Origin of the sequence: Stenotrophomonas lactitubi (assembly GCF_002803515.1) — a bacterium.
GTDB lineage: Bacteria > Pseudomonadota > Gammaproteobacteria > Xanthomonadales > Xanthomonadaceae > Stenotrophomonas > Stenotrophomonas lactitubi.
This window is the reverse complement of the sequence record NZ_PHQX01000001.1, coordinates 950,118-974,220: the sequence shown is the minus strand read 5'-3', so window position 1 is coordinate 974,220 and position 24,103 is coordinate 950,118. Positions and strand designations below refer to the sequence as shown.

21 protein-coding genes are annotated in these 24,103 nt (G+C 67.0%); 15 read left to right on the top strand and 6 right to left on the bottom strand.

Annotation, left to right across the window (positions count from 1 at the left end):
- Window positions 1-152: 152 nt before the first annotated feature.
- Window positions 153-1,649, bottom strand: a complete 1,497-nt coding sequence (locus tag CR156_RS04560) for an aldehyde dehydrogenase (RefSeq protein ID WP_100552057.1) — start codon at window positions 1,647-1,649, stop codon at window positions 153-155.
- Window positions 1,650-1,851: 202 nt separating this feature from the next.
- Here CR156_RS04560 and CR156_RS04555 point away from each other — a divergent pair, with 202 nt between their 5' ends.
- From CR156_RS04555 to CR156_RS04525, 7 genes are all read left to right on the top strand, one after another.
- Window positions 1,852-3,204 carry an omega-aminotransferase AptA gene (locus CR156_RS04555; protein ID WP_100552056.1) on the top strand — a complete coding sequence of 451 codons (1,353 nt, stop codon included), beginning with the start codon at window positions 1,852-1,854 and terminating at the stop codon, window positions 3,202-3,204.
- Between the two features lie 63 nt (window positions 3,205-3,267).
- Window positions 3,268-4,152 (top strand): ParB N-terminal domain-containing protein, encoded by an 885-nt coding sequence (locus CR156_RS04550; protein WP_099819997.1) that lies wholly within the window; start codon window positions 3,268-3,270, stop codon window positions 4,150-4,152.
- A gap of 124 nt (window positions 4,153-4,276) precedes the next feature.
- Window positions 4,277-5,563 (top strand): DUF445 domain-containing protein, encoded by a 1,287-nt coding sequence (locus CR156_RS04545; protein ID WP_100552055.1) that lies wholly within the window; start codon window positions 4,277-4,279, stop codon window positions 5,561-5,563.
- Window positions 5,564-6,051: 488 nt separating this feature from the next.
- On the top strand, window positions 6,052-8,280 hold the full coding sequence (locus tag CR156_RS04540; protein WP_100552054.1) for a TonB-dependent siderophore receptor: 2,229 nt from the start codon (window positions 6,052-6,054) through the stop codon (window positions 8,278-8,280).
- 106 nt (window positions 8,281-8,386) lie between these two features.
- The gene (locus CR156_RS04535; RefSeq protein ID WP_100552053.1) at window positions 8,387-8,707 is read left to right on the top strand and encodes a DUF3649 domain-containing protein; all 321 of its coding nucleotides are present in this window, start codon (window positions 8,387-8,389) and stop codon (window positions 8,705-8,707) included.
- A complete protein-coding gene (locus CR156_RS04530) occupies window positions 8,704-10,332 on the top strand; it encodes a PepSY-associated TM helix domain-containing protein (RefSeq protein WP_100552052.1) in 1,629 nt (542 codons plus the stop codon). Before CR156_RS04535 ends, CR156_RS04530 begins: the two co-directional genes overlap by 4 nt.
- Complete coding sequence (locus CR156_RS04525; protein ID WP_100552051.1) at window positions 10,329-10,658, top strand: DUF3325 domain-containing protein; 330 nt, start codon at window positions 10,329-10,331, stop codon at window positions 10,656-10,658. The genes CR156_RS04530 and CR156_RS04525 overlap by 4 nt, the downstream gene beginning before the upstream one ends.
- 150 nt (window positions 10,659-10,808) lie before the next feature.
- On the opposite strand, the gene rlmKL is transcribed toward CR156_RS04525, so the two are convergent.
- A complete protein-coding gene (gene rlmKL, locus CR156_RS04520) occupies window positions 10,809-12,947 on the bottom strand; it encodes a bifunctional 23S rRNA (guanine(2069)-N(7))-methyltransferase RlmK/23S rRNA (guanine(2445)-N(2))-methyltransferase RlmL (RefSeq protein WP_100554076.1) in 2,139 nt (712 codons plus the stop codon).
- A gap of 144 nt (window positions 12,948-13,091) precedes the next feature.
- Entirely contained in the window at window positions 13,092-13,619 is a 528-nt protein-coding gene (locus CR156_RS04515) for a hypothetical protein (protein ID WP_100552050.1), read from the bottom strand.
- 72 nt (window positions 13,620-13,691) lie between these two features.
- Here CR156_RS04515 and CR156_RS04510 point away from each other — a divergent pair, with 72 nt between their 5' ends.
- Window positions 13,692-14,258 carry an N-acetylmuramoyl-L-alanine amidase gene (locus CR156_RS04510; RefSeq protein ID WP_089239939.1) on the top strand — a complete coding sequence of 189 codons (567 nt, stop codon included), beginning with the start codon at window positions 13,692-13,694 and terminating at the stop codon, window positions 14,256-14,258.
- A gap of 213 nt (window positions 14,259-14,471) precedes the next feature.
- Here the strand turns inward: CR156_RS04510 and CR156_RS04505 are convergent, their stop codons facing one another.
- The 3 genes from CR156_RS04505 to CR156_RS04495 form a co-directional block, all read right to left on the bottom strand.
- Complete coding sequence (locus CR156_RS04505; protein ID WP_100552049.1) at window positions 14,472-15,374, bottom strand: sulfurtransferase; 903 nt, start codon at window positions 15,372-15,374, stop codon at window positions 14,472-14,474.
- Window positions 15,371-16,174 carry a CoA pyrophosphatase gene (locus CR156_RS04500; RefSeq protein WP_100552048.1) on the bottom strand — a complete coding sequence of 268 codons (804 nt, stop codon included), beginning with the start codon at window positions 16,172-16,174 and terminating at the stop codon, window positions 15,371-15,373. The genes CR156_RS04505 and CR156_RS04500 overlap by 4 nt, the downstream gene beginning before the upstream one ends.
- Window positions 16,175-16,302: 128 nt before the next feature.
- Window positions 16,303-17,004, bottom strand: a complete 702-nt coding sequence (locus CR156_RS04495) for an FKBP-type peptidyl-prolyl cis-trans isomerase N-terminal domain-containing protein (RefSeq protein ID WP_089239934.1) — start codon at window positions 17,002-17,004, stop codon at window positions 16,303-16,305.
- A gap of 166 nt (window positions 17,005-17,170) precedes the next feature.
- On the opposite strand from CR156_RS04495, the gene CR156_RS04490 reads away from it, so the two are divergent.
- From CR156_RS04490 to pstS (CR156_RS04460), 7 genes are all read left to right on the top strand, one after another.
- Window positions 17,171-17,965, top strand: coding sequence for an enoyl-CoA hydratase/isomerase family protein (locus tag CR156_RS04490; RefSeq protein WP_100552047.1), 795 nt, complete (start codon window positions 17,171-17,173; stop codon window positions 17,963-17,965).
- 4 nt (window positions 17,966-17,969) lie between these two features.
- Window positions 17,970-18,323 carry a hypothetical protein gene (locus tag CR156_RS04485; RefSeq protein ID WP_099819988.1) on the top strand — a complete coding sequence of 118 codons (354 nt, stop codon included), beginning with the start codon at window positions 17,970-17,972 and terminating at the stop codon, window positions 18,321-18,323.
- The gene (nth, locus tag CR156_RS04480) at window positions 18,323-19,012 is read left to right on the top strand and encodes an endonuclease III (RefSeq protein WP_099819987.1); all 690 of its coding nucleotides are present in this window, start codon (window positions 18,323-18,325) and stop codon (window positions 19,010-19,012) included. Before CR156_RS04485 ends, nth begins: the two co-directional genes overlap by 1 nt.
- A 228-nt stretch (window positions 19,013-19,240) precedes the next feature.
- On the top strand, window positions 19,241-20,452 hold the full coding sequence (locus CR156_RS04475; RefSeq protein WP_100552046.1) for an OprO/OprP family phosphate-selective porin: 1,212 nt from the start codon (window positions 19,241-19,243) through the stop codon (window positions 20,450-20,452).
- Between the two features lie 110 nt (window positions 20,453-20,562).
- Window positions 20,563-21,342, top strand: coding sequence for a PA3715 family protein (locus CR156_RS04470; protein WP_100552045.1), 780 nt, complete (start codon window positions 20,563-20,565; stop codon window positions 21,340-21,342).
- Window positions 21,343-21,478: 136 nt separating this feature from the next.
- On the top strand, window positions 21,479-22,498 hold the full coding sequence (gene pstS / locus CR156_RS04465; protein ID WP_025875374.1) for a phosphate ABC transporter substrate-binding protein PstS: 1,020 nt from the start codon (window positions 21,479-21,481) through the stop codon (window positions 22,496-22,498).
- A gap of 460 nt (window positions 22,499-22,958) precedes the next feature.
- Window positions 22,959-24,047: a phosphate ABC transporter substrate-binding protein PstS gene (gene pstS, locus CR156_RS04460; protein WP_099819984.1), complete on the top strand. Its 1,089-nt coding sequence runs from the start codon at window positions 22,959-22,961 to the stop codon at window positions 24,045-24,047.
- Window positions 24,048-24,103: the final 56 nt, after the last annotated feature.

Sequence of the window (24,103 nt, the reverse complement as noted above, 5' to 3'; positions counted from 1 at the left end):
CAGGCGACACCGACGCCAACGAATTCTTTCTGCGTGGATGAATCCCACCATGCCGCCTCTACAGTAGATCCACGCCATGCGTGGATGAATCTGCCCGGCGCCAACCAAGGTTGGCGTCTACCAAAGGCAGCCGGGCGCGGCGCGGCGCGGCGCTACAACTGGATCCAGGTGGCCTTCATCTCGCTGTACTTGTCGAAGGCGTGCAGCGATTTGTCGCGGCCGTTGCCGGACTGCTTGTAGCCGCCGAACGGCGCCGTCATGTCACCGCCGTCCCAGCCGTTCACCCATACGCTGCCCGCACGCAGTTGGCGGGCCACGCGATGGGCGCGACCGAGATCCCGCGTCCACAGGCCGGCGGCCAGCCCGTAGCGGCTGTCGTTGGCCACGCGCACGGCCTCGGCTTCGTCGTCGAAGCCAAGCACCGCCAGCACCGGGCCGAACACTTCCTCGCGGGCCAGCGCCTGCTCCGGCCGCACCTGGTCGAACACCGTCGGCTGCACATAGCAACCGCCCGCCTCCACCTCGGCACGCTGGCCGCCCAGCAACAGCCGCGCGCCATCGGCTTCGGCGCGGGCGATGTCGGCCAGCACCTTGTCCACGTGCGCGGCATCGACCAACGCCCCCATCGGGGCATCTGCCTCCAGCGGATGGCGGGGCTGCATGCGCTGGCCATAGGCGATCACCTGGTGCACGAAGTCATCGCGGATCGAACGCTGCACCAGCAACCGCGAACCGGCCGTGCATACCTCACCCTGGTTGAAGAAGATGCCCTGCGCCACGCCCTTGGCCGCCGCATCCAGGTCCGGCGCATCGGCGAACACCACGTGCGGGCTCTTGCCACCACATTCCAGCCACACCCGCTTGAGGTTGGAACGGCCGGCGTACTCCAGCAGCTTCGCGCCGGTAGCGGTGGAGCCGGTGAAGGCCAGCACGTCCACATCCATGTGCAGGGCAAGCGGCTCACCCACGCGTGAACCGTGGCCCGGCAGCACGTTCAGTACGCCCTCGGGCAATCCCGCTTCGGCCGCCAGTACGGCCAGCCGCAACGCACTCAGCGGCGAGCGCTCGGAGGGCTTGAGCACCACCGAATTTCCCATCGCCAAGGCCGGCGCGATCTTCCAGCAGGCCATCAGCAGCGGAAAATTCCACGGCACGATGGCCGCCACCACGCCTGCGGCCTCGCGTGTCACCAGGCCCAGCTCGTGCGGGCCGGTGGGCGCGATTTCACCGTACAGCTTGTCCACCGCTTCGGCGGTCCAGGTCAGGCAGCGCACCACGCCGGGCAGGTCGATGCGGCGCGCATCGCGGATCGGCTTGCCCATGTCCAGCGTTTCCAGCAGAGCCAGCTCATCAGCATGCGTCTCCACCAGCGCGGCCAGTGCCAGCAGCACGCGCTTGCGATGGGCGGGGCTGGCCTGCGACCAGTGGCCTGCCTCGAACGCGCGGCGCGCCGAGGCCACCGCACGGTCCACGTCCTGCGCGTCACAGTCGGCCACTGCGCCCAGTACGCGCCCGTCGATCGGGCTGATGCAGTCAAAGCGCGCGCCGCTGGCGGCATCCACGTAGCGGCCATCGATGAACGCTTGCCCGGGAATCGCCACGCGGCTGGACAGGGCCTGCCAGTGGCTGCGGTCGGGGAAGTGGGTCATGGGTCGCTCCAGCAATCAACGATCCTTGTTTATACCGGCGCGGCCGCGACCCCACCGTGATCGACCGCGCTGCGCGCTCGCCGGGCATGGCCCGGCGCTACCACAAGGTCGAGGCCCGAACGGTAGCGCCCGGCCATGCCTGCCGACAGATCCGTGACGCGGCTGCGCTAGAGTCACAACCATCGGACCCGATGGAGCCGGCATGAAAACCCCTGCAAGCGACCTGCACGACCTGGCCACCCAGCGCCCCGATTCACTGGACGCGTACTGGATGCCGTTCACTGCCAACCGCCAGTACAAGGGCGCGCCGCGCATGCTGGTACGCGCCGAGGGCATGCACTACGAAGACGTGGATGGGCGCGCCATCCTTGATGGCACCGCTGGCCTGTGGTGCTGCAATGCAGGGCATGCGCGCCGGCGCATCGTCGACGCGATCGCCGAGCAGGCCGCCACGCTCGATTACTCGCCCGCCTTCCAGATGGGTTCGCCGCCGGCCTTCGCCCTGGCGCAGCGACTGGCGGCGCTGGCTCCGGCCGGGCTGAACCACGTGTTCTTCACCAGCTCGGGCTCGGAGGCAGTGGATTCGGCGATGAAGATCGTGCTGGCCCACCACCGCCTGCGTGGCGAAGGCCAACGCACGCGTTTCATCAGCCGCGAGAAGGCCTACCACGGGGTCGGCTTCGGCGGCATGGCCTTGGGCGGGCTGCCCAACAACCGCCGCCAGTTCGGCCTGCAGCTGGGCGGCGTGGACTACCTGCGGCATACGCTGGACCTGTCACGCAATGCCTTCAGCAAGGGCCTGCCGCGCCAGGGGGCCGAGCTGGCCGACGATCTGGAACGGCTGATCGCCCTGCACGATCCCTCCACCATTGCCGCCGTGTTCGTCGAGCCCATTGCTGGGTCGGCCGGTGTGATCCTGCCGGCACCGGGGTATCTGCAGCGCCTGCGCGAGATCTGCGACCAGCACGGCATCCTGCTGGTGTTCGATGAAGTCATCACCGGGTTCGGCCGGGTCGGCATGGCATTCGCCGCACAGCGTTTCGGGGTCACCCCGGATCTGCTGACCTTTGCCAAGGGCGCCAGCAACGGCGCGGTGCCGCTGGGTGGCGTGCTGGTCGGCGACAGCGTGCATGCCAGCTTCATGCAGGGTCCGCCACAGGCCATCGAGCTGTTCCATGGCTATACCTATTCGGGCCACCCGTTGGCCTGCGCGGCGGCGCTGGCCACGCTGGACGTCTACGCCGAGGAACGCCTGTTCGAGCGTGCCATCGAACTGGGCGAGTACTGGCAGGAGCGCCTGCATGCCCTGCAGGGGCTGCCGAACGTGATCGACATCCGCAACTTCGGCCTGGTCGGTGCGGTGGAGCTGGCGCCGCGCAAGGACGCCCCCGGCAGCCGTGGCTACGAGGTGTTCCGCCGCTGCTTCCACGACGGGCGCCTGCTGGTGCGCTGTACCGGCGACATCATCGCGTTGTCACCTCCATTGATCGTGGACAAGGCACAGATCGACCAGATCACCGACACCCTGGGCGAGATGATCCGGGCCACCGCCTGAGGTCGGGGCGGTGGTGGCGAGCGGGTACAATGGGCGGTTCCGCTCCTGTCCGTTGCCGTGCCCATGAACATCGTCGTCAAAGAAGAACTCAAGGCCTACATCGACCCGCTCACCGCGGACGAACACGAGGCGCTGGAGCGCAGCATCCTCGCCGAAGGCTGCCGCGATGCGCTGGTGCTGTGGGGCGAGGTGCTGGTGGATGGACACAACCGTTACGGCATCTGCCAGAAGCATGGCCTGCCGTTCAATACCGTGCAGAACACCCGCTTCCAGAGCATGGAAGACGTGCACCTGTGGATGATCGAGCAGCACCTGGGCCGGCGCAGCGTCTCCGATTTCCAGCGCGGCGTGCTGGCCCTGCGCAAGCGCGACATCCTGTCCGCGCGCAAGCAGGTCGAGCAGGCGCAGCTGCAGCGGGAAAGTGATGGCACCGCCGAGCCTGCCGACGAGGCCGGCGAGGACAGCCCGCCGTGGGAACCGGCGCCGAAGATCAGCCGTGCCGAACTGGCCCGCGAAGCCAAGCTGAGCACCAGCCAGGTCGGCATGATCGAGCGCATCCACGCCCAGGCCGCCGCCGAGGTGGTGGAAGCGGTGAAGGCCGGCATGATCTCGATCAGCGCCGCTGCTGCCGTGGCTGACCTGCCGGAAGAAGAGCAGCGCGCCGCTGCTGCCGGTGGCAAGGATGAGCTGAAGCAGGCTGCAAAGCGTGTGCGTGAATCCAAGCGCAAGCCGCGCGCGCCGAAGCCGGAAACGGAGTCGCCGGAAATGGACTTCGAAGAAGCCAACGAGGATGAGATCGCCAGCCGCGATGCCGAGGTACTGGCTGCGCTGGAGCAGCTGGGCGAGGATGCCCCGGCGCTGCGCCGTCGCGTGGTGAACCTGACCCGCGAGAACGACACCCTGCGCGCACAGCTGGCCCACCTGCGCAAGCAGCTGGAAGCGCTGTAACCGATCGCGTCACGCCGCTGTAGAGCCGAGCCCATGCTCGGCTGCCTTGCGCGCGGCAAAGAGCAGCCGAGCATGGGCTCGGCTCTACAGGTAGGCGTCACCGGCCTGCGGGTAGACTTCAGGCATGACGTCTGCCATCGATCCGCGCCGCGCTCAGCTGCGGCGCCTGAAAGCCCTCGCCCTTGGCCTGTTGCTGTTGATGCTGGCCGGCTTCGCGGTCAGCCACTGGCAGGGTGAGCGCGGCATCTGGGCCTGGGTCTCGGCCTTCTGCGAGGCTGCCGCCGTCGGCGCACTCGCGGACTGGTTCGCGGTAGTCGCCCTGTTCCGGCGGCCGATGGGCCTGCCGATTCCGCATACGGCGATCATTCCGCGCAGCAAGGAACGCATCGGCGACAGCCTGGCCCTGTTCGTGCGCGACCAGTTCCTGGAACCGACGGTGCTGCTGGCCAAGCTGCAGGTGTTCGACCCGGCCAGCCGCCTCGGCAGCTGGCTGGCCGATCCCGCGCGGTCACGGATGCTGGCCGACATGGCCCGTGGCTGGGCACTGCAGGCGCTGGACTTCTTCGATGAAGCTGCGGTGCGACGGCAGCTGCACAGCTTCGTGGTGCAGCAGCTGCGGCAGTGGAATGCCGCGGCCACCGCCGGCGAACTGCTGGGCCTGCTGACCGCCGATGGCCGCCACCAGCGGGTGCTGGACGAAGGCCTGCAACGGTTGGGGCGTTGGCTGGAACAGCCGGAAGTGAAGGAACGCGCTTCGCAGCTGATCGTGCGCTACATCCAGCGCGAATGGCCGACGCTGTCGAGCACGGTGAACTGGATCAAGCCGATCGATGAGATCGGCGACAACCTTGCCGAACGCCTGGCACGGGCGGTGCTGGAAGAACTGCAGCAGGTGCTGGCCGAGCCGCAGCATCCGCTGCGCCAGGATTACGAGCAGTGGCTGGGCAACTACGTGCAGCGCCTGCGCGAAGACCCGGCACTGGCCGAGCGCATCGAGCAGCTCAAGCAGGAAATGATCGACCACCCTGCCCTGCAGGAGTACGTACAGGGCCTGTGGTCGCGCATCCAGGCCAGCCTGCGTGGCGATCTGCAGCGCGAGGATTCGGCACTGGTCGGCCATCTGCAGCGCAGCCTGGCCTCGCTGGGCGACAGCCTGCAATCGGACCCGGCGTTGCGCGAGGCGTTGAACCAGCACCTGCTGGAAGGCGCACAGCGCCTCACCGGGCGCCTGCGCGAGGGCGTCACCACCCATATCGCGCAGACCGTGAAGAGCTGGGACGAGCGCCACCTGGTCGAGCAGCTGGAACTGAGCGTGGGCCGTGACCTGCAGTTCATCCGCTTCAACGGCACCCTGGTCGGCGGCCTGATCGGCCTGCTGCTGCATGCGGCGACGGTGTTGTTCCGTTTCTGAGATGGGTTCCCGGCCGGGCTGCGCCCGGCACCCGCAGAGGCCGGAGCCAGAGCAACAGCCACAGCTGGTTTCCTGCGGGATGGCGGGGAGCTGTGGGGTTGCGGGGCCGCCGTGAACCCGTCCCTGGGGGCTTGGTCGCCGCATCCATGCGGCTCACACCCCGCAACCCCACAGCGCCCCGCCTTCGACAGTGTCCCTCGATCTCGTTGTATCAGCGCCATGCGTGGATGACCGAGGCTGTCACGCTTGCTTAACGAAATGCGAATGCCTATCATTTACTGATCGGTTGTACGCTTAGCCAAGCGGGGCACGGAAGCACGCGCCCACCCGCCCCTTCGCCCGTGTACATCCCCCGACCACTGGGTCGCCTGCCTGCCGCAGGTGGCGCACCGTCGATGGGAATCACGCTGGGCGACGTGCGCGGAGCGCATGGCTGCCATGGGTGCGTTTGCCATCGCCTGTTTTTTGTCCTGCATGGAATCGCACCGATGGCATCGCTCCTGACTACTCCCCGTCCAACCCTGCTGGCCCTGGCCGTGACCGCACTGTTGATCGCACCGCTGGCACACGCTGAGGAAGGTTCTGCCGACCCCTCTGCGCGCACCCTGGACACCGTCCAGGTCACTGCCGATGGCGACATTGCCGACAGCTACACCGTCAAGCGGGCCAGCACCGCAACCAAGCTCGGCCTGTCACTGCGTCACACCCCGCAGTCGATGACCGTGGTGACCCGGCAGCGGCTGGACGACATGGGCCTGTTCTCCCTGTCCGATGTGATGGGCCAGGTCACCGGCGTAGCGGTGTCGGTCACCGACAGCGAACGCATCAACTACGTTTCGCGCGGGTACAACATCACCAATTTCCAGGTCGATGGCATGCTCAACACCTTCGGTGGCTACATCAAGACCAACACCGACAGCGTGATCTACGACCGCATCGAAGTGGTGCGTGGTGCCACCGGCCTGACCACCGGTGCCGGTGATCCGTCGGGCACCATCAACTTCGTCCGCAAGCGCCCCACCGATACGTTCCAGATGAGCGCCAACCTGACGCTCGGCCGCTGGGGCAACCAGCGCCTGGAAGCCGACCTCGGCGGTCCCATCGCCCTGGATGGCCGCATCCGCGCCCGCGTGGTCGCTGCCAAGCAGCAGAGCGATTCGTTCCGCGATGTGTACAAGCTGGACAAGGACGTCTTCTACGGCATCGTCCAGGCCGACATCACCGACACCACCCTGCTGGAAGCCGGCTACGAGTACCAGTCGCCGCGCACTACGGGCGTGACCTGGGGCGTGGTGCCGTACTGGGGCGCCGATGGCAAGCCGGCCAACCTGCCGCGCTCGACCAACCTGTCGGCGCGCTGGAGCAGCTGGCCGATCATCGAAAAAAGCGCGTTCGCCCGCCTCGAACAGCAGCTGGGCCATGGCTGGGCCGCGAAATTCGCCTACACCCGCTCCAAGCGCGAGACCGACGGCGCGGTCTGGTACGGCGCGTCCGGTTACCCGCGTGCCGATGGCAGTGGCATCTCTGCCTTCGTCGGCAGCTTCGGTGAAAACGGCGACATGCAGGTGTTCGACTTCAACGTCGGCGGTCCGTTCCAGTTGTTCGGCCGCGAACACGAGCTGGTGTTCGGCTTCGGCCAGTCGGTGCGCAAGGGCGAAGTGCCTGCGAGTGAAACCGCCGCTTATCCGGCCAACTACGAACGTGTGCCGGACTGGCGCAGCTGGAACGGCGACGTCGCGCCGCTGCAGGTCACCCGCCTGGGCTATCTCGCCTCGGAAGACGAACTGCGCCAGCGTGCCGCCTACCTGGCCGCACGCCTGCAGCTGGCCGAGCCGCTGACCGCCGTGCTCGGCGCCCGCTACGGCAGCTGGGAAACGCGCAGCTGGAACTACACCCACGACGCCGCCGGCCGCCTGACCGGTACCACCCGCGGTGGCTACAAGCCGGACGACTCGCTCACCCCGTACGCGGGCTTCATCTACGACTTCAACCGTTACTTCAGCGGCTACGTCAGCTACACCGACATCTTCCAGCCGCAGAATTACCGCGACAAGGCCAACAACTACCTCGAACCGGTCGTCGGTGACATGTGGGAAGCCGGACTCAAGGCCGAGTTCTTCGATGGCCTGCTCAACACCTCGGTCGCGGTGTTCAAGGGCGAGAAGGACAACGTCGCCGAGCTGGATGATTCGGTGCCGGAAAACTCGTTGCCCGGTGGCATCAGCGCTTACCGCTCCACCGGCAAGGGTAACAAGGTGAAGGGCTGGGAAATCGAAGCGCAGGGCAGCCTGGGCGAGCACTGGAACCTGTCGACCGGGTTCACCCACACCGTCAGCCGCAATGCGCTGGGCGTTCGCCAGAACACCACCGTTCCGGTCGATCTGTTCCGCCTCAACGCCAGCTGGCGCCCGGGTGGTGCCGAAGGCCGCTTCTGGATTGGTGGCGGCGCGACCTGGCAGAGCGGCATCTGGAGCCTGAGCAACAAGCCGCGCGAGGACTTCCTGGTCAGCGGCAAGCGCGACCGCGTGGCGATCGAACAGGGTGACATCTACCTGCTCAACCTGTCGGCCGGCTATCGCTTCAACGAGAACTTCAGCGCCCAGGTGAACGTGAACAACCTGCTGGACAAGAAGTACTACAACCGCGTCGGTTTCTACGACGGCGTGTACTGGGGCGAACCGCGCAACGTGATGATGACGCTGCGCTGGAAGCTCTGACGATCTGATGGATGGCGCCGGTTCTGCGACCGGCCCCGGCCACGGATGGCCAACCCCGGCGCGCTTCGGTGCGCCGGTCCTCTTTCATTCAACCTGCAGGACCGCCGTGGACCGCTCGCCCGCAACCGCCAGCCCCCGCCCCAGCACCTTCTTCGCCAACCCGCGATGGGGCGTGCTGTCCCGATCGCTGGCCGCCATCTTCGGCGGCTACGCGCTTGCCTCGATGACCACCGTGTTCTGCGCGCTGGCACTGCCGGGCGCGCGCGGCCAGGCCGTACTGACCGGCATGCTGCTGGCGATCCTGGTCGCCGCCTGTGCGGCGCTGTGGGCGTTCGCCACCCGCAGTGCGCTGCGCGCCTGGGTCGGCATTCTCGCCCCCACCCTGCTGATGGCCGGCGTTTCGCGCCTGCTGGGAGCGTGGGCATGAAGAATGGATTCCGCCAATCCATGGCCTGGCTGCACACCTGGACCGGCCTGCTGGTCGGCTGGCTGCTGCTGCTGATCTTCATGGCCGGCACCGCCAGCTACTACCGCGAGGAAATCAGCCGCTGGATGCGCCCGGAACTGCCGCGCAGCACGGTCAGCACCGACGAAGCGGCGCAGCGCGCGGCCGACTACCTGCTGGCCAATGCACCACAGGCCGAGAGCTGGTTCGTCACCCTGCCGCAGCCGCGCAATCCGGCCATGCAGATGTTCTGGCGGTTGCCAGAGGCACTGGCCGATCCGAGCAAGGGACGCCGCGGCGCCTTCGGCGATGCCACCCTGGACCCCAACACCGGCACCGAGCTGAAGGCCCGCGAGACCCGTGGCGGCGACTTCTTCTACCGCCTGCACTTCGACCTGCATTACATCCCGGTACTGTGGGCGCGCTACCTGGTGGGCTTCTGCGCGATGTTCATGCTGGTGGCGATCATCACCGGCGTGATCACCCACAAGAAGATCTTCAAGGACTTCTTCACCTTCCGGAAAGACAAGAGCCTGCGCTCCTGGCTGGACTTCCACAACGTCAGCGCGGTGATGGCCCTGCCCTACCACGCGATGATCACCTACACCGGCATCGTCACGTTGATGATCATGTACCTGCCGTGGGGAGTGAACGCGGCCTACGGTACCGACCAGGATGCCTTCTACGCGGAGGCCTTCGGTGGCCTGCCCGAAGTCACCGCGCCCGCCGAAGGCAAGGCTGCACCGCTACCGCTGCGGCAGCTGTTGGACAGTGCCCGCACGCACTGGCACGGAACCGAGGTCGCTGGTTTCAGCGTTGCCAACCCCGGTGCTGCCAATGCGGTGATCGACATCCGCCAGCGCGACGGCAAGCGTTTGTCCATCGATACGCCCGCGCTGCGCTACGACATGGTCAGTGGCGCGCTGCTGCAGGAAACCCCGCCTTCCGGTGGCGCCACCGCCACCCGTGGCGTGCTGTATGGCCTGCACCTGGCACGCTTCGCCGATTGGGGCGTACGCGCCCTGTTCTTCCTGTCCGGCCTCACCGGCTGCCTGATGGTGGCCAGCGGCGTGGTGCTGTGGGCGGTGAAGGAGCGTCCGAAGCATGCCAAGAGCGGTCGCACCGGCTTCGGCCTGCGCCTGGTCGATGCACTGAACATCGGCGCCGTGGCCGGCCTGCCGATCGCCTTTGCCGCCTATTTCTGGGGCAACCGGCTGCTGCCGCTGGGCCTGGCCGAGCGCTCCAACGCCGAGGCGAACGTATTCTTCTACGCGTGGGGCGCGTCGCTGCTGGCGGCCTTCATCTGGCCCAAGCGGATGATGTGGGCGTGGCAGCTGTACATCGGCGCGGCCGCGTTCGCGCTGATCCCGGTAGTGAACGCGCTGACCACCCACGCGCACCTGGGCGTGACCCTGTTCAACGGTGACTGGGCATTGGCCGGTTTCGATCTGTCGATGATCGCCTTCGGCGCGATGCTGGCCCTGTGCGGCTGGCGCATGCAGCGCTGGACGCCGCCGCTGAGTGCCGCCGAGAAGAAGAAGCGCGCGGCGGCCACTGCAGCGACGAAGGCACCGGCCGATGCAGTGGAAGCGGAGGCCAGCGCATGATGCTGCTGGTACTGGGGTTGTCGTTCACAGCGTTCACCGCGCTGTCGCTGGCGATGGAAAAGCACCAGCAGGAACTGCACGGCAAGGCAGCGGCGTCACCGGTACGGCGCATGCAATGGCGGGTGCTGGGCTGGGTGCTGCTGACCGTGGCGTTCGCCCTGTGCGTGGTCGACCAGGGCTGGGCGATGGGCCCGGTGCTGTGGCTCGGCGCGCTTACGCTGGGTGGCATCGTGCTGGCGTTCGCGCTGTATCCGTACCGGCCGAAATGGATCGCACCGCTGGCGGTCGCGCTGCCGGTAATCGGGTTGGTGGTGGCGTTGTTGTAGCAGAAGCCGCCGGGGTCGGATCCCTTGCGTGCAGCGCAAGGGCTCTGACCCCAGGTACGTACCGCCATCGACATATGGCGTGGATCTACCGACCTTGATGGGGTCAGAGCCCCTGCGCTAGGCGCAGGGGATCCGACCCCAGACGTCGGTTCACGCCAGGCGCTTCAGCTCCCACGCACGATGGATGCGTGCGTTGCGCTCGAAATCCGGGCCGATGGTGCTGGCGCTGATCTCGCGGCATTGGGCGAATTCGGCGATGGCGTTCTCTTCCAGCTTGAAGCGGCGGAAGTTGTTGGAGAAGTACAGCACGCCACCCGGCGCCAGTCGTGCGACGGCGGCACGCAGCATCTTCACCTGTTCGCGCTGCACGTCGAAGTCCTCGGCGCGGGCCGAGTTGGAGAACGTCGGCGGGTCGCAGAAGATCACGTCGTACTGGCCGCGATCGCCTTCCAGCCATGCCATTGCATCGGCCTGCACCAGCAGGTGCTGATTGCCGCCCTGCCCGTTCAAGGCCAGGTTGTCGTAGCACCACTGCAGGTAGGTGGCCGACAGGTCGACGCTGGTGGTGCTGGCCGCACCGGCCACCGCCGCCTGCACGCTGGCCACGCCGGTGTAGCAGAACAGGTTGAGGAAACGCTTGCCGCGCGCCTGCTCGGCCATCAGGCGACGCAGCGGGCGATGGTCGAGGAACAGGCCGGTATCAAGGTAATCGAACAGGTTCACCTGCAGCAGCGCGTTGTTCTCGCGTACCACGAGGAACTCATCACGCTGCTCGAAACGGCCGTACTTGCTGCCGCCCTTGCCACGTTCGCGCGACTTCATCGACACCTGTTCCGGCGGTACGCCGAACACCTCGCGCGCAGCGGCCAGCAGTTCATTGCGGCGACGGCGCACGTCGTTCTCGGGAATCGCCGCCGGTGCGGCGTACTCCTGCACGTGCAGGAACGTGCGGCGTTGACCTCCATCCTCTTCGTACACGTCGATGGCCGCTGCGTATTCCGGCAGATCGGCATCGTAGGCGCGGAAACAGGTGATGCCTTCGCGCGCGCGCCAGCTCTTGAACTTCTTCAGGTTCTTGCGCAGGCGATTGGCCACCATCTGCGCGCCTTCGCTCAGCTCGCGCACCTGTGCCGGATCGCGACCCGGCACCGCAATCGGGTCACAGACGATCAGTGCACATTCCAGTGCACCATTGAACATCTGGTACTTCTTGCCCGCACGCAGGCCGGTAGCGAAGGCCAGTTCGTCATTGCCGCACAGCAGGCTGGCGCGCCACTGCGGCACCGCCTTCTGCAGGGCATTGCCCAGCTTGCGATACAGCGCCGGATCGGCGGCCAGGCGCTCGTCATACGGCGGGTTGCAGACCACCGCGCCGATCTCCTGCTCCGGGGTGGGCAGGTCGGCCACATCGGCGCGGGTGAAGCGGATGGCATGGGCGACGCCGGCCACTTCCGCGTTCTCGCGTGCCGCCTGGATCGCCACCGGGTCGATGTCGCTGCCGTGGACGACCGGCTTCAGCGCGGCCAAGCCGGCCGCTTCGCGATCACGCGCTTCGCTCTGGATGGTTTTCCAGGCCGCCTTGTCGAAGCCCAGCCAGCGGCTCGGCGGCAGGCTGCCATGGCGCATCAGGCCGGGAGCGACGTCGGCGGCCATCAGCGCGCCTTCAATCAGCAGGGTGCCGCTGCCGCACATCGGGTCCAGCAGGCCGCCACCGGCAGCATGCAGGCGCGGCCACTGTGCACGCATCAGCAGCGCGGCAGCCAGGTTTTCCTTCAACGGCGCGTCATGGGCAGCACCGCGCCAGCCACGGCGGTGCAGCGGGCCACCACCGAGGTCGATCGACAGCGAGGCGCGGCCCTTGCGCAGCGACAGGTTGACGCGCACATCCGGCAGATCGGTGTTGACCGAGGGGCGCTCGAGCCCTTCGTCACGCATGCGGTCGACGATGGCGTCCTTGATCCGCTGCGCGGCAAAACGGGCATGGGTGATCTTGTCGCCGGACACGTGCGCGTCCACCGCCAAGGTCATCTCCGGCTTGATGTGTTCGTGCCAAGGCAGCGCGCGCACGCCGTCATACAGCGCCTGCTCGTCCGGGCATTCGAATTCGTCGATCGGCCACAGTACGCGGCTGGCCAGCCGCGACCACATGACGATCCGCAGCGCCTGCTCCAGTTCGCCATCGGCATTGACGCCGGCGATGGTGGCAGTGGCCTTTTCCAGGCCGAGGGCCGACAGCTCATCGGCAAGCAGGTATTCCAGGCCCTTGGCGCAGGAGACAAAAAATTTCACGGGATCGGTTCGCAGGTGGTCAGGCGCGGCAGGGAGCCGGGCCATTCGGAAGGGAGGGCCGTAGGCACGGCCGGCAGGCCCGCGCCGGGGGCGGCGGGGCTGCCATTGTAGTCAATGCGGGCGGGCGCGCCGTGCGCCCGGGCTTCACAGCTGCCGCAGCAGGCGCTCGAAGGCCTGCGCGGAGGCCTCGACGTGGTGCTCCAGGCGATGGCCGTCGTCCACCAGCAGCAGCTGCGCCGAGCGCGCCTGCGCCCAGGCGATGACCCCGGCGGCGGGCACCACCTCGTCATGCCAGGCCTGCACCACCGTGGTCGGCACCGGTGCGGCATCCAGCGCCGGCATCGGGCCCATGGTGGTGGGCGGCACCATCAGGAACAGACCGGCCACCGGTACCTGCAGCGAGGCGATGGCCGAGATGTAAGCGCCCAGGCTGGAGCCGGCCAGCACCACCGGCCCCTGCGCGGCAGCAGCGGCAGTGCGCTCGATCAGGCGCTGCAGGCGGGTGCGCACGTCACCAACGCGGCTGACCTCGCTCATCGCGTCCAGGTCGGTGTAATCGGGGCGTTCATGGGTCCAGCCCAGGCGCTCGGCGACCTCGGCCAGGGCGGCGACCTTGGTCGCCTCCGGGCCGCTCTCGAAGCCGTGCGACAGGATGCAGTGACCGCGGCTCATGCGTGCGCTCCCACGGAGCGGACCGACAGCAGAAAGGAAGGCAGTTTCATTCGGCAATGCTAGCATCGCCGCATGCCCAACCCGCTCCTGCCCGGCCTGCAGCTGCAGCCGCTGCCCTACCACGACCGCCTGCCCGTGCGCGATCCATCCAGCCTGGCGATGGTGGTGATCCACTGCACCGAACTGCCCGACCTGGCGACTGCCCGGGAGTACGGCGAGCGCGTGCTGTACGACAGCGGTGCCGGCAACAGCGGGCATTTCTACATCGACCGCGACGGCAGCGTGGTGCAGTACGTGGCGCCGGAGCGCATCGCCCACCACGTGCGCGGCATGAATGCCGATTCGGTGGGCATCGAACTGGTCAATTCGGGGCGCTACCCGCACTGGCTCGACAGCCGCCACCAGGCGATGGACGAGCCCTACACCGAAGCGCAGCTGCTGGCGTTGGAGCGGTTGCTGCAGGCGCTGGTGCTGCAGTACCCCTCGCTACGGCAGATCGCCGGCCACGACCAGCTGGACCTGGAGCAGGTACCTGCCAGTGACGACCCGGCCGTGACCGTGGCGCGCAAGCGCGATCCGGGCCCGTTGTTCCCGTGGCAGCGGATCCTGGCCAAGGTGCCGCTGCAGCCGCTGGGGTGATCGGCAGGGCTGCGCCCTGGGTGCACGCCATCGCATACGCGCTGTCGCTCCCACGCTTCGCTGCGCGAACCGCGGGCCCCGCTTACCAGCTCCCACACCCCCGCCGCTTCGCGGCCGCCCCCTGACTCAGGGGGCTCTGCCCCGGATATGAACCGGTGGCCAGTAGATCCACGCCATGCGTGGATGAACGTCAAATCGATCTGCCCGCTTCGCTCAGGCGCCGGTAGCCACCGGGCGACTGCTGTCGCTGACCCAGCCACTCCAGGAATCGGCATAGATGCGCGCGCCGGACAGGCCCGCACTTTCCATCGCCAGCAGCAGATGGCAGGCGGTCACACCCGAGCCACACATCAGGACCACGCGCTGCGGGTCCTGGTTGCCGATCACGCCCTGCAGTTCGGCGCGCAGTTCCTGTGCGTCGCGCAGTCGGCCGTCCATCACGTTCAATGCGAACGGTCGATTGACTGCCCCCGGCACATGGCCGGCGACCGGGTCCAGCGGCTCCACCTCGCCACGGAAACGCTCGCCTGCGCGGGCGTCGACCAGCCAGCCCGGAGCATGCTTCAGGCGCGACTCGACCTCTTCGACGCTGGCAATCTGGCTGGTATCGAAACGCCCCGGATATGCGGGCAACGCCGCGACCTCGCTGCTGCCGGTCGCCAGCGGCTGGCCGGCGGTCTGCCAGGCAGCGATGCCGCCATCAAGGACAGCCACCTTCGTGTGCCCGATCAGGCGCAGCAGCCACCACAGTCGCGCAGCGGCCATGCTGCCATCGCTGCCGTCATACACCACCACCTGCGTGTCGGGGCCGATGCCCCATTGCCCCAGCCGTGTGGCGAACGCATCGCTGTCCGGCAACGGGTGGCGCCCATGTCCGACCCGCGTCAGGTCGGACAGGTCGCGGTTGAGATCGGCATGCACCGCACCGGGAATGTGTCCCTGCGCATAGAGGCCATTGCCCGCCTGCGGATCGGCGAGCGATGCACGTGCATCGACCACGCGTACGGCAGTGCTTGCGGTCGCGCGGGCATCGACCACGCGTACCCCATCGCCCAGCACCGCAGCCAGGGTCGCAACATCGACGAGGGTGGTCCACGGCGGATCGGTCCGCTTCATTGCACTTGCTCCAGGCGGCGACGCAGGTTGTACAGGATGGCCGCAGTGGCGCCCCAGATGCGCTGGCCGGGCCAGCCGTATTCGAGGACATGGCGGACGCGGCCGCGATGGTTGATTTCGACCTGGCGCAGGTTGCCGGCGGCCATCAGATAGTCCAGCGGCACTTCGAACACCTCGGCCACTTCGCTGGGCTGCGGTACCGCCACGAAATCCGGATCGATCACCGCCACCACCGGGGTTACCCGGTAGCCGGTGATGGTCACGAACGGATCGAGATAACCCAGTGCCTGCACCTGCGTCGGCGCCAATGCGATTTCTTCCTGGCTTTCGCGCAGTGCTGCGGCCAGCGCATCACGATCATCCGGCTCGGTACGGCCACCGGGAAAACCGACCTGGCCACCATGTTGCCGCAGGGTTTCGGTACGCCGGGTCAGGATCACCTGCGCACCGTTGGCGCGCGGGACGATGCCGGCCAGCACGGCCGCCTCGACCGGTGGGCCCGGGGGCAGCAGGTCATCCAGTTCACTACGGTTCCAGCCGTCACCTGCCGGCGGTTCGGCCAGCGGATGCAGCGCGCGCAGCAGGCGCTCGTGATCGGCCAGCGAGCCTCGCAGCGACTGCTGCAGCTGTTGGCGCAGTGGCAACACCCGCTGCAGGATGTGGGTGCGCTCGCTGTCGCTCATCGACGACCACCGTGCGATTTCGTCGATATGCCGCCCGCAGCCGGCGCACAGCCGGTTGCGATCCAGCTTGCACACGTTGATGCAGGGGCTTGCGACAGCACGCGCCGTTTCTTCCATTATTTGCACCGGTCAACAGTAGCGCGAATGAGCTGGATTTGGGATGGGCCCACACGGCTGCTGCGTACCGCAGAAACAAAAACGCGCCGGTGGAATCACCGGCGCGTGGATGTTGACGCTGTTTCTTCTTACTTGACGCTGATCAGCTTGATCTCGAACTGCACAGCCACGTTCGGCGGGAACGGGGTGCGCGGGTCGGCACCATAGGCCTGATCCGGCGGCAGGGACACTTCCCACTTCGAGCCAGCCGGCATCTGCAGCAGGGTCTCGCGCATGGCCTTCATTTCGACTTCGCTGACCTTGATCGACGGAATCTGCTGGGCCGGGCGAGCCTCGGTCGGACGCTGGCCGTACGGGAACGGACCGGCCACTTCCAGCTGCACGGTGCTGGCCTGGGTCGGCTTGGCACCCTTGCCGGCTTCGATCACACGGTACTGAACGCCGCTCGGCAGGGTCTGCACGCCCGCCTTGGCCTTGTTCTGCGCCATGAACTGATCGCTCTTGGTCTTGTTGTCGGCAGCAGCCTTTTCGTACTCGGCCTTGGCGGCCTGGGCACGGCCCTGCTCGCGCTTCTGGAACGCTTCAACGGCCGGCTTCAGCTGCTCGGCGGTGATCGCCGGCTGCTTCTTGGCGTAGGCGTCCTGCAGACCCTTCACCACCGAGTTGATGTCCAGCTGCTCACCGCGACCAGTCAGCTCCGCCAGGTTGTTGCCGTAGTCGTAACCGAAGTAGTAGCTCAGCTTGCCCTTCTCGGACGCGATGTCCTGGGCGAAGGCATTGCCCGTCAGGGCCAGGGCCGCGACGGCGACCGCGATAGAACGCAACTTCATCAAACAGTTCTCCAGGGGTGGTAACTCAGGGACGTTCTGCGCCGCCCTGAGGCGACGGGTTAGGATAACGGCCACAACGTGTAACCGCTACTCACCACGCAGGCTATGACCTGTCTGCGTTTACAGAGTTCAATCTCACTTTTTTTTAACGTTCCAGGAGTTTCCCGTGGCCGAGGCCCCCGCTCCCCACCCGGTCGCCATCAGCGACGACGGCGCCATCCGCACCATTACCGTGCAGCGACCGGACAAGCTCAACGCCCTCAATGCCGCGACCCTGCAGGCTCTGGCCGAGGCGTTCAGCGACGCCGCCGCCGATACGGCGGTACGGGTGGTGGTGCTGACCGGCGCCGGCCCCAAGGCCTTCGTGGCGGGGGCCGACATCGCGGAAATGAACACATTGAGCGCGGTTCAGGGACGTGACTTCTCCCTGCTCGGCCAGGCGCTGATGCGCCGCATCGAACGCATGCCCAAGCCGGTGATCGCCCGCGTGAACGGTTTTGCGCTGGGCGGCGGGCTGGAGCTGGCCATGGCCTGCCACCTGCGCATTGCGGCCGATTCCGCCAAGGTCGGCCAGCCGGAGATCAATCTCGGCCTGATTCCCGGCTTCGGCGGCAGCCAGCGCCTGCTGCGCCTGTGTGGACGCGCGGCCACGCTGGAGCTGTGCCTGCTGGGCACCCCGATCGATGCCGCACGCGCGCTGGCCCTGGGCATCGTCAACGAAGTGGTGCCTGCCGCCGAGCTCGACGCCCGCGTGCAGGCCCTGGCCCGGCAGCTGGCACAGTCGGCGCCGCTGGCGCTGCGTGGCCTGCTCGATGCGGTGCACGTGGGTGGCGAATGCAGCCTGGACGCCGGCCTGGAATATGAAAGTGCGCAGTTCGGCCTGCTGTTCGCCACTGAAGACATGCGCGAAGGCACCAACGCCTTCCTGCAGCGCCGTCCCCCCGCTTTCCAGAACCGCTGACGCCATGGCATCCCGACCCAACCCCGTGCTGCTGTTCGCCCGGGTCCAGGCAGACGATCCTGATGGCGCGCTGCAGGCTGGACTGATGGACTACGTCGTGCGCGCTGGCGATGACCGGCTGCTGCCCGACCATCCAGACCTGCCCGACCGCCTCTGCCAGATGCAGCTGCAACTGCAGCGTGCCTGGGCCGCGCGCGAACGTTTCCGCGCACGCGCGGTGCGCCTGGCCCGACGCGAGGCCGAGCGTGATGCGCGTCGCACGCCCGCCCCGGCGCCGGACGCAAAACCCGCCCTGCCTGCCGCAGCGGCCGCCATCCTCGCCCGGGCCAAGGCCCGCGCCGCCGGCAAGGAGCAGTAATGGCGACCGCGAAGAAGACCGCGCGCGCACCTGCGCGCCGCGGCGGTACGATGCCGCGTGCCGACGTGGTGGAAATGTTCACCCGCCTGCGCGAACTCAACCCGCATCCGAAGACCGAGCTGGAATACAGTTCGCCGTTCGAACTGCTGGTGGCGGTCGCACTGTCGGCGCAGGCCACCGACGTCGGCGTCAACAAGGCCACCCGTCGCCTGTTCCCGGTTGCCAACACGCCGGCGAAGATCCTCGCCCTGGGCGAAGAGGGACTGAAGAAGTACATCGCCACCATCGGCCTGTTCAACGCAAAGGCGAAGAACGTGATCGCCACCTGCGCGCTGCTGCTGGAGAAGCACGGCGGCGAAGTGCCACGCGATCGCGATGCACTGGAGGCCCTGCCCGGTGTCGGTCGCAAGACCGCCAACGTGGTACTCAACACCGCCTTCGGCGAACCGGTGATGGCGGTGGACACGCATATCTTCCGTGTCGCCAACCGCACTGGACTTGCGCCAGGAAAGAACGTGCGCGAGGTCGAAGATCGATTGGTCAAAGCGATACCCGCCGAGTTCCTGCTGGATGCGCACCACTGGCTGATCCTGCACGGACGGTACGTGTGCAAAGCACGCAAACCGGATTGCCCGGGGTGCGTGATTGCCGATCTTTGCCGGTTCAAGGACAAGACCCTCGCCGAGTGATGGCGGTATCCGCGCATGACGTGGATGCACGGAAACACCAGCCTTGCATGGCGTGGATCTACTGCAACCGGGGCGCAATCCGGGCGTCATACGTAACCGGTTCCAATGGCAGGCCCAGCCGCGACGGGGCCTGCGGCGGATCGCGGCCGTGCGCGAACTGTCACATTTACGCAATCTTCACGTTTTAGCCTGCGCGCATCTTCCCACCTGCCTGCAAGGCTCCTCTCCATGAAACTGCATCACCAACTCCTGACGGTCGCCGTGGCTGCTGCGCTGTATGTGCCGGCCGCCCACGCCGAAGTCGCCATCGATGTGATCGGCGGTTCGGAAATCACCTTCGAAGGCCTGGTCCAGGCCGACGGCAACTGGTACGACAATGACGTCGTGGACCTCAACGGCGGTGACGCCGGCAACGGCAAGAACAGCGAGTTCGAACTGCGTCGCGCCGAGCTGGTGCTGAAGGGCAAGGGCCCGGGCAACGTGGAGTGGGTGGTCGGCTATGACGCCAAGGCCGACAAGTTCCTCGACACCAACGTGAAGTACAAGCTGCTGGGCAACGCCAACCACTTCATCCAGGTCGGCCAGTTCAAGCAGCCCAACAGCCTGGAAGAGCTGTCCAGCACCAAGAACAACGACTTCATCTCCAAGGCTGCGGTCACCAACACCTATGCCATCGCCCGTCGCCTCGGCGGCGCGTACAGCTACGGCCAGGACAACTGGTCGGTCACCGCCAGCGCCTTCGGCCGCGAACTGACCCGCAACCTGGCCCACGGCAGCGGCTACGGCGCGCGTGGCACCTGGGCCCCGATCAACGAGAAGGGCCAGGTCCTGCACTTCGGCCTGAGCTACGTGGACTACGACACCGACGCAGACACCCTGCGCGTGCGTGCCCGCCCGAACGCTGACCTGGCCACCGCGCGCCTGATCGATGGCGGCAACATGACCGACACCGACCGCGTCAGCACCATCGGCGCCGAAGCGATGTACTTCCAGGGTCCGTTCAAGGCCCAGGCCGAGTACTACACCAGCAAGGCCAAGCGTTATGCCCATGACAACTACACCACCGACGGCTACTACGTCAGCGGCGTGTGGAATGTCACCGGCGAAAGCTGGAGCTACAAGGGCGGCACCCCGGGCACCGGCCTGCCGAACAACCCGGCCGGCGGCCAGTGGCAGCTGGGCCTGCGTTACGACCACATGGATCTGAACGATGGCAACCTCGCTGCCAACCCGGTGGCCGGCCGTCCGCCGATCGTCGATGGCGTGCTCGGCGGCAAGATGGACATCTGGACCGTTGGCGCCAACTGGTACTGGCGCTCGAACTTCAAGCTGATGCTCAACTACGTGATGGTCGACAGCAAGAAGTACAGCTCGACCGCCCGTGGTTTCGTCAACGACGATCCGAACATCCTGGAAGCCCGCGCGCAGTTCTTCTGGTAAGACCGGAAGCACGCGTTCGAACGAAGGCACGGCTCCGGCCGTGCCTTCGTCGTTGTGGGCAGGCGGCGGCCGCGCGATGATGCCCTGCCCTGTCGACATGGACCTTCGGGATGCCCACTCCCCTCCGCCTGCGCCGCCTGCTGTGCGCTGCCCTGCTCGCCGCGCTGCCCGCCACCGCGCTCGCCTGTGACGATGCAGAGGCCGTGCGCGAGGCCGCGTATCGGCAGTTGCCGGCTGGCACGTTGCCAGTGACGGCACGCTTCACCGATGCCGACAGCACCGCCTGCCGTGCGTGGCCCGCACAACCCGGCACGACCCTGCTGGCCGTCGCGCAATGGACCGAGCCCGCCTCGGAAGACGTGCGCGGTGGCGACCTGGACCTGCTGCTGATCGACACCGCCAGTGGCCAGCCGCTGGCCTGGACCCGCGTGGCCGATGCGGTCAGCAGTGATGCGCTGCGCTTCACCGGACTCCGCCTGGACACCGCACGCTGGCAACTGGATCCGGCCACCCGCGCGTTTGGCGTGCGCATGGACTACAGCGGCAGCTCAGGCCCCAACCCGTTCGCACAGACCGAACTGCAGTTGTTCGTGCGCAATGGCCGACAGCTGCGCCGGGTGCTTGCCCCGCTGGCCGTCAGCGGCAGTCGCGGCGAATGGGATACGCGCTGCGCCGGCGAGTTCAGCCGCTTCGAGCGCACGCTGGAAATGGGCAGCAGCACTCGCCCTGGCCTGGCACCGATCCTGGTACGCGAAAAGCGCACCGATACGATCAGCGTCGCTGCGGGTGATGACTGCCATGCAACCGACACGACGGCTCCTGCGCAGCACTGGACACTGCTGCCCAGCGACGGCCGCTATGCCGTTCCGGAGGCGTTGCGCGGGCTCTGAAAGGGAGGCGTCGGCAGCGCCATGACGGCTGTCATGTCCGCGTCATATGACAGACGCGGGCGTGTCATGGAACCGTTATGGAATGTGCACCGAAACGTCGGGCAGCCGCCCCTCGACCACCCCAGGAGTCTCTCCCGTGATCCACGCCTTCAAGTCGCGCGCCGCCGTCGCCATTCTGGCCGCGTCGTCCGTGTTCGCCGCCAACGCCGCCGATGTCACCGGCGCGGGCGCTTCGTTCATCTATCCGGTGATGTCCAAGTGGTCCGCCGACTACAGCACCGCCACCGGCAAGAAGGTCAACTACCAGTCGATCGGTTCCGGCGGTGGTATCGCCCAGATCAAGGCTGCGACCGTGGACTTCGGATCGTCCGATGCGCCGCTGAAGCCGGAAGAGCTGGCTGCCGCCGGCCTGGCCCAGTTCCCGTCGGTGATCGGCGGCGTGGTGCCGGTGATCAACGTCGCGGGCGTCGCCCCGGGCGCGCTGAAGCTGGACGGTCCGACCCTGGCCAACATCTTCCTGGGCAAGATCACCACCTGGAACGACCCGGCCATTGCAGCCCTGAACAGCGGCCTGACCCTGCCCAGCGGCAAGATCACCATCGTCCATCGTTCGGACGGCTCGGGCACCACCTTCAACTTCGTCAACTACCTGTCCAAGGTCAGCCCGGAGTGGAAGAGCAAGGTCGGTGAAGGCACCTCGGTGCAGTGGCCGGCCGGCATCGGCGGCAAGGGCAACGAAGGCGTTGCTGCCTACGTGAAGCAGATCAAGGGCGGCATCGGCTACGTCGAACTGTCCTACGCGCTGCAGAACAAGATGTCCTACGCGGCGATGAAGAACGCAGCCGGCAAGATCGTGCAGCCGTCGGACGCCTCGTTCTCGGCGGCCGCGGCCAGCGCCGACTGGGCCAACGCCCGTGACTTCTACCTGGTGATGACCAACGCCCCGGGCGCTGACGCATGGCCGATCACCGCCACCAACTTCATCCTGGTGCGCAAGCAGCCGAAGAACGTGGCTGGCGCCAAGGCCACCCAGGAGTTCTTCCGCTGGGTCTACAAGAATGGCGATGCGCAGGCCAAGCAGCTGGACTACGTGCCGCTGCCGGACGCACTGGTGCGCCAGATCGAGACCTACTGGACGCAGAACCTGAAGTACTGAGTTTCGTTGCAAGGCGTTCCCCCGCAGGAACGGGGTCGGCGGGTCCTCTCTCCCCCGCCGGCCCCACCGGGCGCTGGATCCTTCGGGGTCCGGCGCTCTTCTTTTTTGTGCGGTTGGTTTGTTGGGTTGGTCGTGAAGAGCGCTGCGCTTCCGTTGATGTGTTGTTGCGGCGATGGGGTCATGCAGGAGCATCTGTAGAGCCGAGCCCATGCTCGGCTGCATCTGGTCTGGCCTCGCGGGCAGCCGAGCATGGGCTCGGCTCTACCCTGCCTCCATTGCCATATCGGTGCGCAGATCCGTGGTCTCCGGGACCCCGCCTGGGGCCGGCCAACGCTGTGAAACCCTTGCCAGAACGTGATCCAGGACACCTCTGTCATGGACGTCATACGGCTGTAACAAAAACATCATTTCATAGCCGCATCCGCCGACACCGTCGGCTCTACCCCGCTATGGAGTGACCATGAAACTGCACTCGGCCAGCCTTGCCGCCCTTTCCCTGGCCATCGCCCTGGGCCTGTCTGCCTGCGGTGGCGACAAGCAGGCCGCACAGCAGCCGGCCGCTGACGGCGCCGCTGCTCCGGCCGCTGCCGGCGACAAGGTGACCGCTGAGGTCTCCGGTGCTGGCGCCTCCTTCATCTTCCCGCTGGTGTCCAAGTGGTCGGCCGACTACAACACCGCCACCGGCGCCAAGATCAACTACCAGTCGATCGGTTCCGGTGGTGGCATCGCCCAGATCAAGGCCGGCACCGTTGATTTCGGTTCGTCCGACAAGCCGCTGAGCAGCGACGAGCTGGCCCAGGCCGGCCTGGCCCAGTTCCCGTCGGCCATCGGTGGCGTGGTGCCGGTGGTCAACATCGACGGCCTGGAAGCCGGCAAGCTGCGCCTCAGTGGCGCCCTGCTCGCCGACATCTTCCTGGGCAAGGTCAAGACCTGGAACGACCCGGCCATCGTCGCCGCCAACCCGGGCGTGACCCTGCCGGACGGCAAGATCACCATCGTCCACCGTTCGGACGGTTCCGGCACCACCTTCAACTTCTCCAACTACCTGTCCAAGGTCAACCCGGAGTGGAAGAGCAAGGTCGGCGAAGGTACCTCGGTGCAGTGGCCGGACGGCGTGGGTGGCAAGGGCAATGAAGGCGTCGCTTCGTACGTGAAGCAGATCAAGGGTTCCATCGGCTACGTCGAACTGGCCTACGCCCTGCAGAACGCGATGCCGTACGCCTCGCTGCAGAACGCCGCCGGCACCTGGGTGCAGCCGAACGCTGAAACCTTCGCCGCCGCTGCTGCCAGCGCCGACTGGGCCAGCGCCAAGGACTTCAACCTGGTCATCACCAACGCACCGGGCGAGCAGGCGTGGCCGATCACTGCCACCAACTTCATGCTGATGCAGAAGAAGCCGAAGGATGCCAAGCGCAACCAGGATGCGCTGGCCTTCTTCAAGTGGGCCTTCGAAAGCGGCCAGACCCAGGCCAACGAACTGCACTACGTGCCGCTGCCGGCCGAGCTGGTCAAGCAGATCGAAGCCTACTGGGCGACCGAACTGAAGTGATGGAACCGACGGTGCCCGCCACGTGCGGGCACCGTCTCCTGAACATCGTGCTGCCC

Coding starts and splice junctions, on each gene's coding strand:
- CR156_RS04505 (WP_100552049.1), bottom strand. CDS start 15,374: ATGAAGCGGACCGATCCGCCGTGGACCACCCTCGTCGATGTTGCGACC.
- CR156_RS04560 (WP_100552057.1), bottom strand. CDS start 1,649: ATGACCCACTTCCCCGACCGCAGCCACTGGCAGGCCCTGTCCAGCCGC.
- CR156_RS04495 (WP_089239934.1), bottom strand. CDS start 17,004: ATGAAGTTGCGTTCTATCGCGGTCGCCGTCGCGGCCCTGGCCCTGACG.
- pstS (WP_099819984.1), top strand. CDS start 22,959: ATGAAACTGCACTCGGCCAGCCTTGCCGCCCTTTCCCTGGCCATCGCC.
- CR156_RS04540 (WP_100552054.1), top strand. CDS start 6,052: ATGGCATCGCTCCTGACTACTCCCCGTCCAACCCTGCTGGCCCTGGCC.
- CR156_RS04550 (WP_099819997.1), top strand. CDS start 3,268: ATGAACATCGTCGTCAAAGAAGAACTCAAGGCCTACATCGACCCGCTC.
- CR156_RS04485 (WP_099819988.1), top strand. CDS start 17,970: ATGGCATCCCGACCCAACCCCGTGCTGCTGTTCGCCCGGGTCCAGGCA.
- CR156_RS04515 (WP_100552050.1), bottom strand. CDS start 13,619: ATGAGCCGCGGTCACTGCATCCTGTCGCACGGCTTCGAGAGCGGCCCG.
- CR156_RS04510 (WP_089239939.1), top strand. CDS start 13,692: ATGCCCAACCCGCTCCTGCCCGGCCTGCAGCTGCAGCCGCTGCCCTAC.
- CR156_RS04545 (WP_100552055.1), top strand. CDS start 4,277: ATGACGTCTGCCATCGATCCGCGCCGCGCTCAGCTGCGGCGCCTGAAA.
- CR156_RS04475 (WP_100552046.1), top strand. CDS start 19,241: ATGAAACTGCATCACCAACTCCTGACGGTCGCCGTGGCTGCTGCGCTG.
- nth (WP_099819987.1), top strand. CDS start 18,323: ATGGCGACCGCGAAGAAGACCGCGCGCGCACCTGCGCGCCGCGGCGGT.
- CR156_RS04530 (WP_100552052.1), top strand. CDS start 8,704: ATGAAGAATGGATTCCGCCAATCCATGGCCTGGCTGCACACCTGGACC.
- CR156_RS04500 (WP_100552048.1), bottom strand. CDS start 16,174: ATGGAAGAAACGGCGCGTGCTGTCGCAAGCCCCTGCATCAACGTGTGC.
- CR156_RS04525 (WP_100552051.1), top strand. CDS start 10,329: ATGATGCTGCTGGTACTGGGGTTGTCGTTCACAGCGTTCACCGCGCTG.
- CR156_RS04470 (WP_100552045.1), top strand. CDS start 20,563: ATGCCCACTCCCCTCCGCCTGCGCCGCCTGCTGTGCGCTGCCCTGCTC.
- CR156_RS04555 (WP_100552056.1), top strand. CDS start 1,852: ATGAAAACCCCTGCAAGCGACCTGCACGACCTGGCCACCCAGCGCCCC.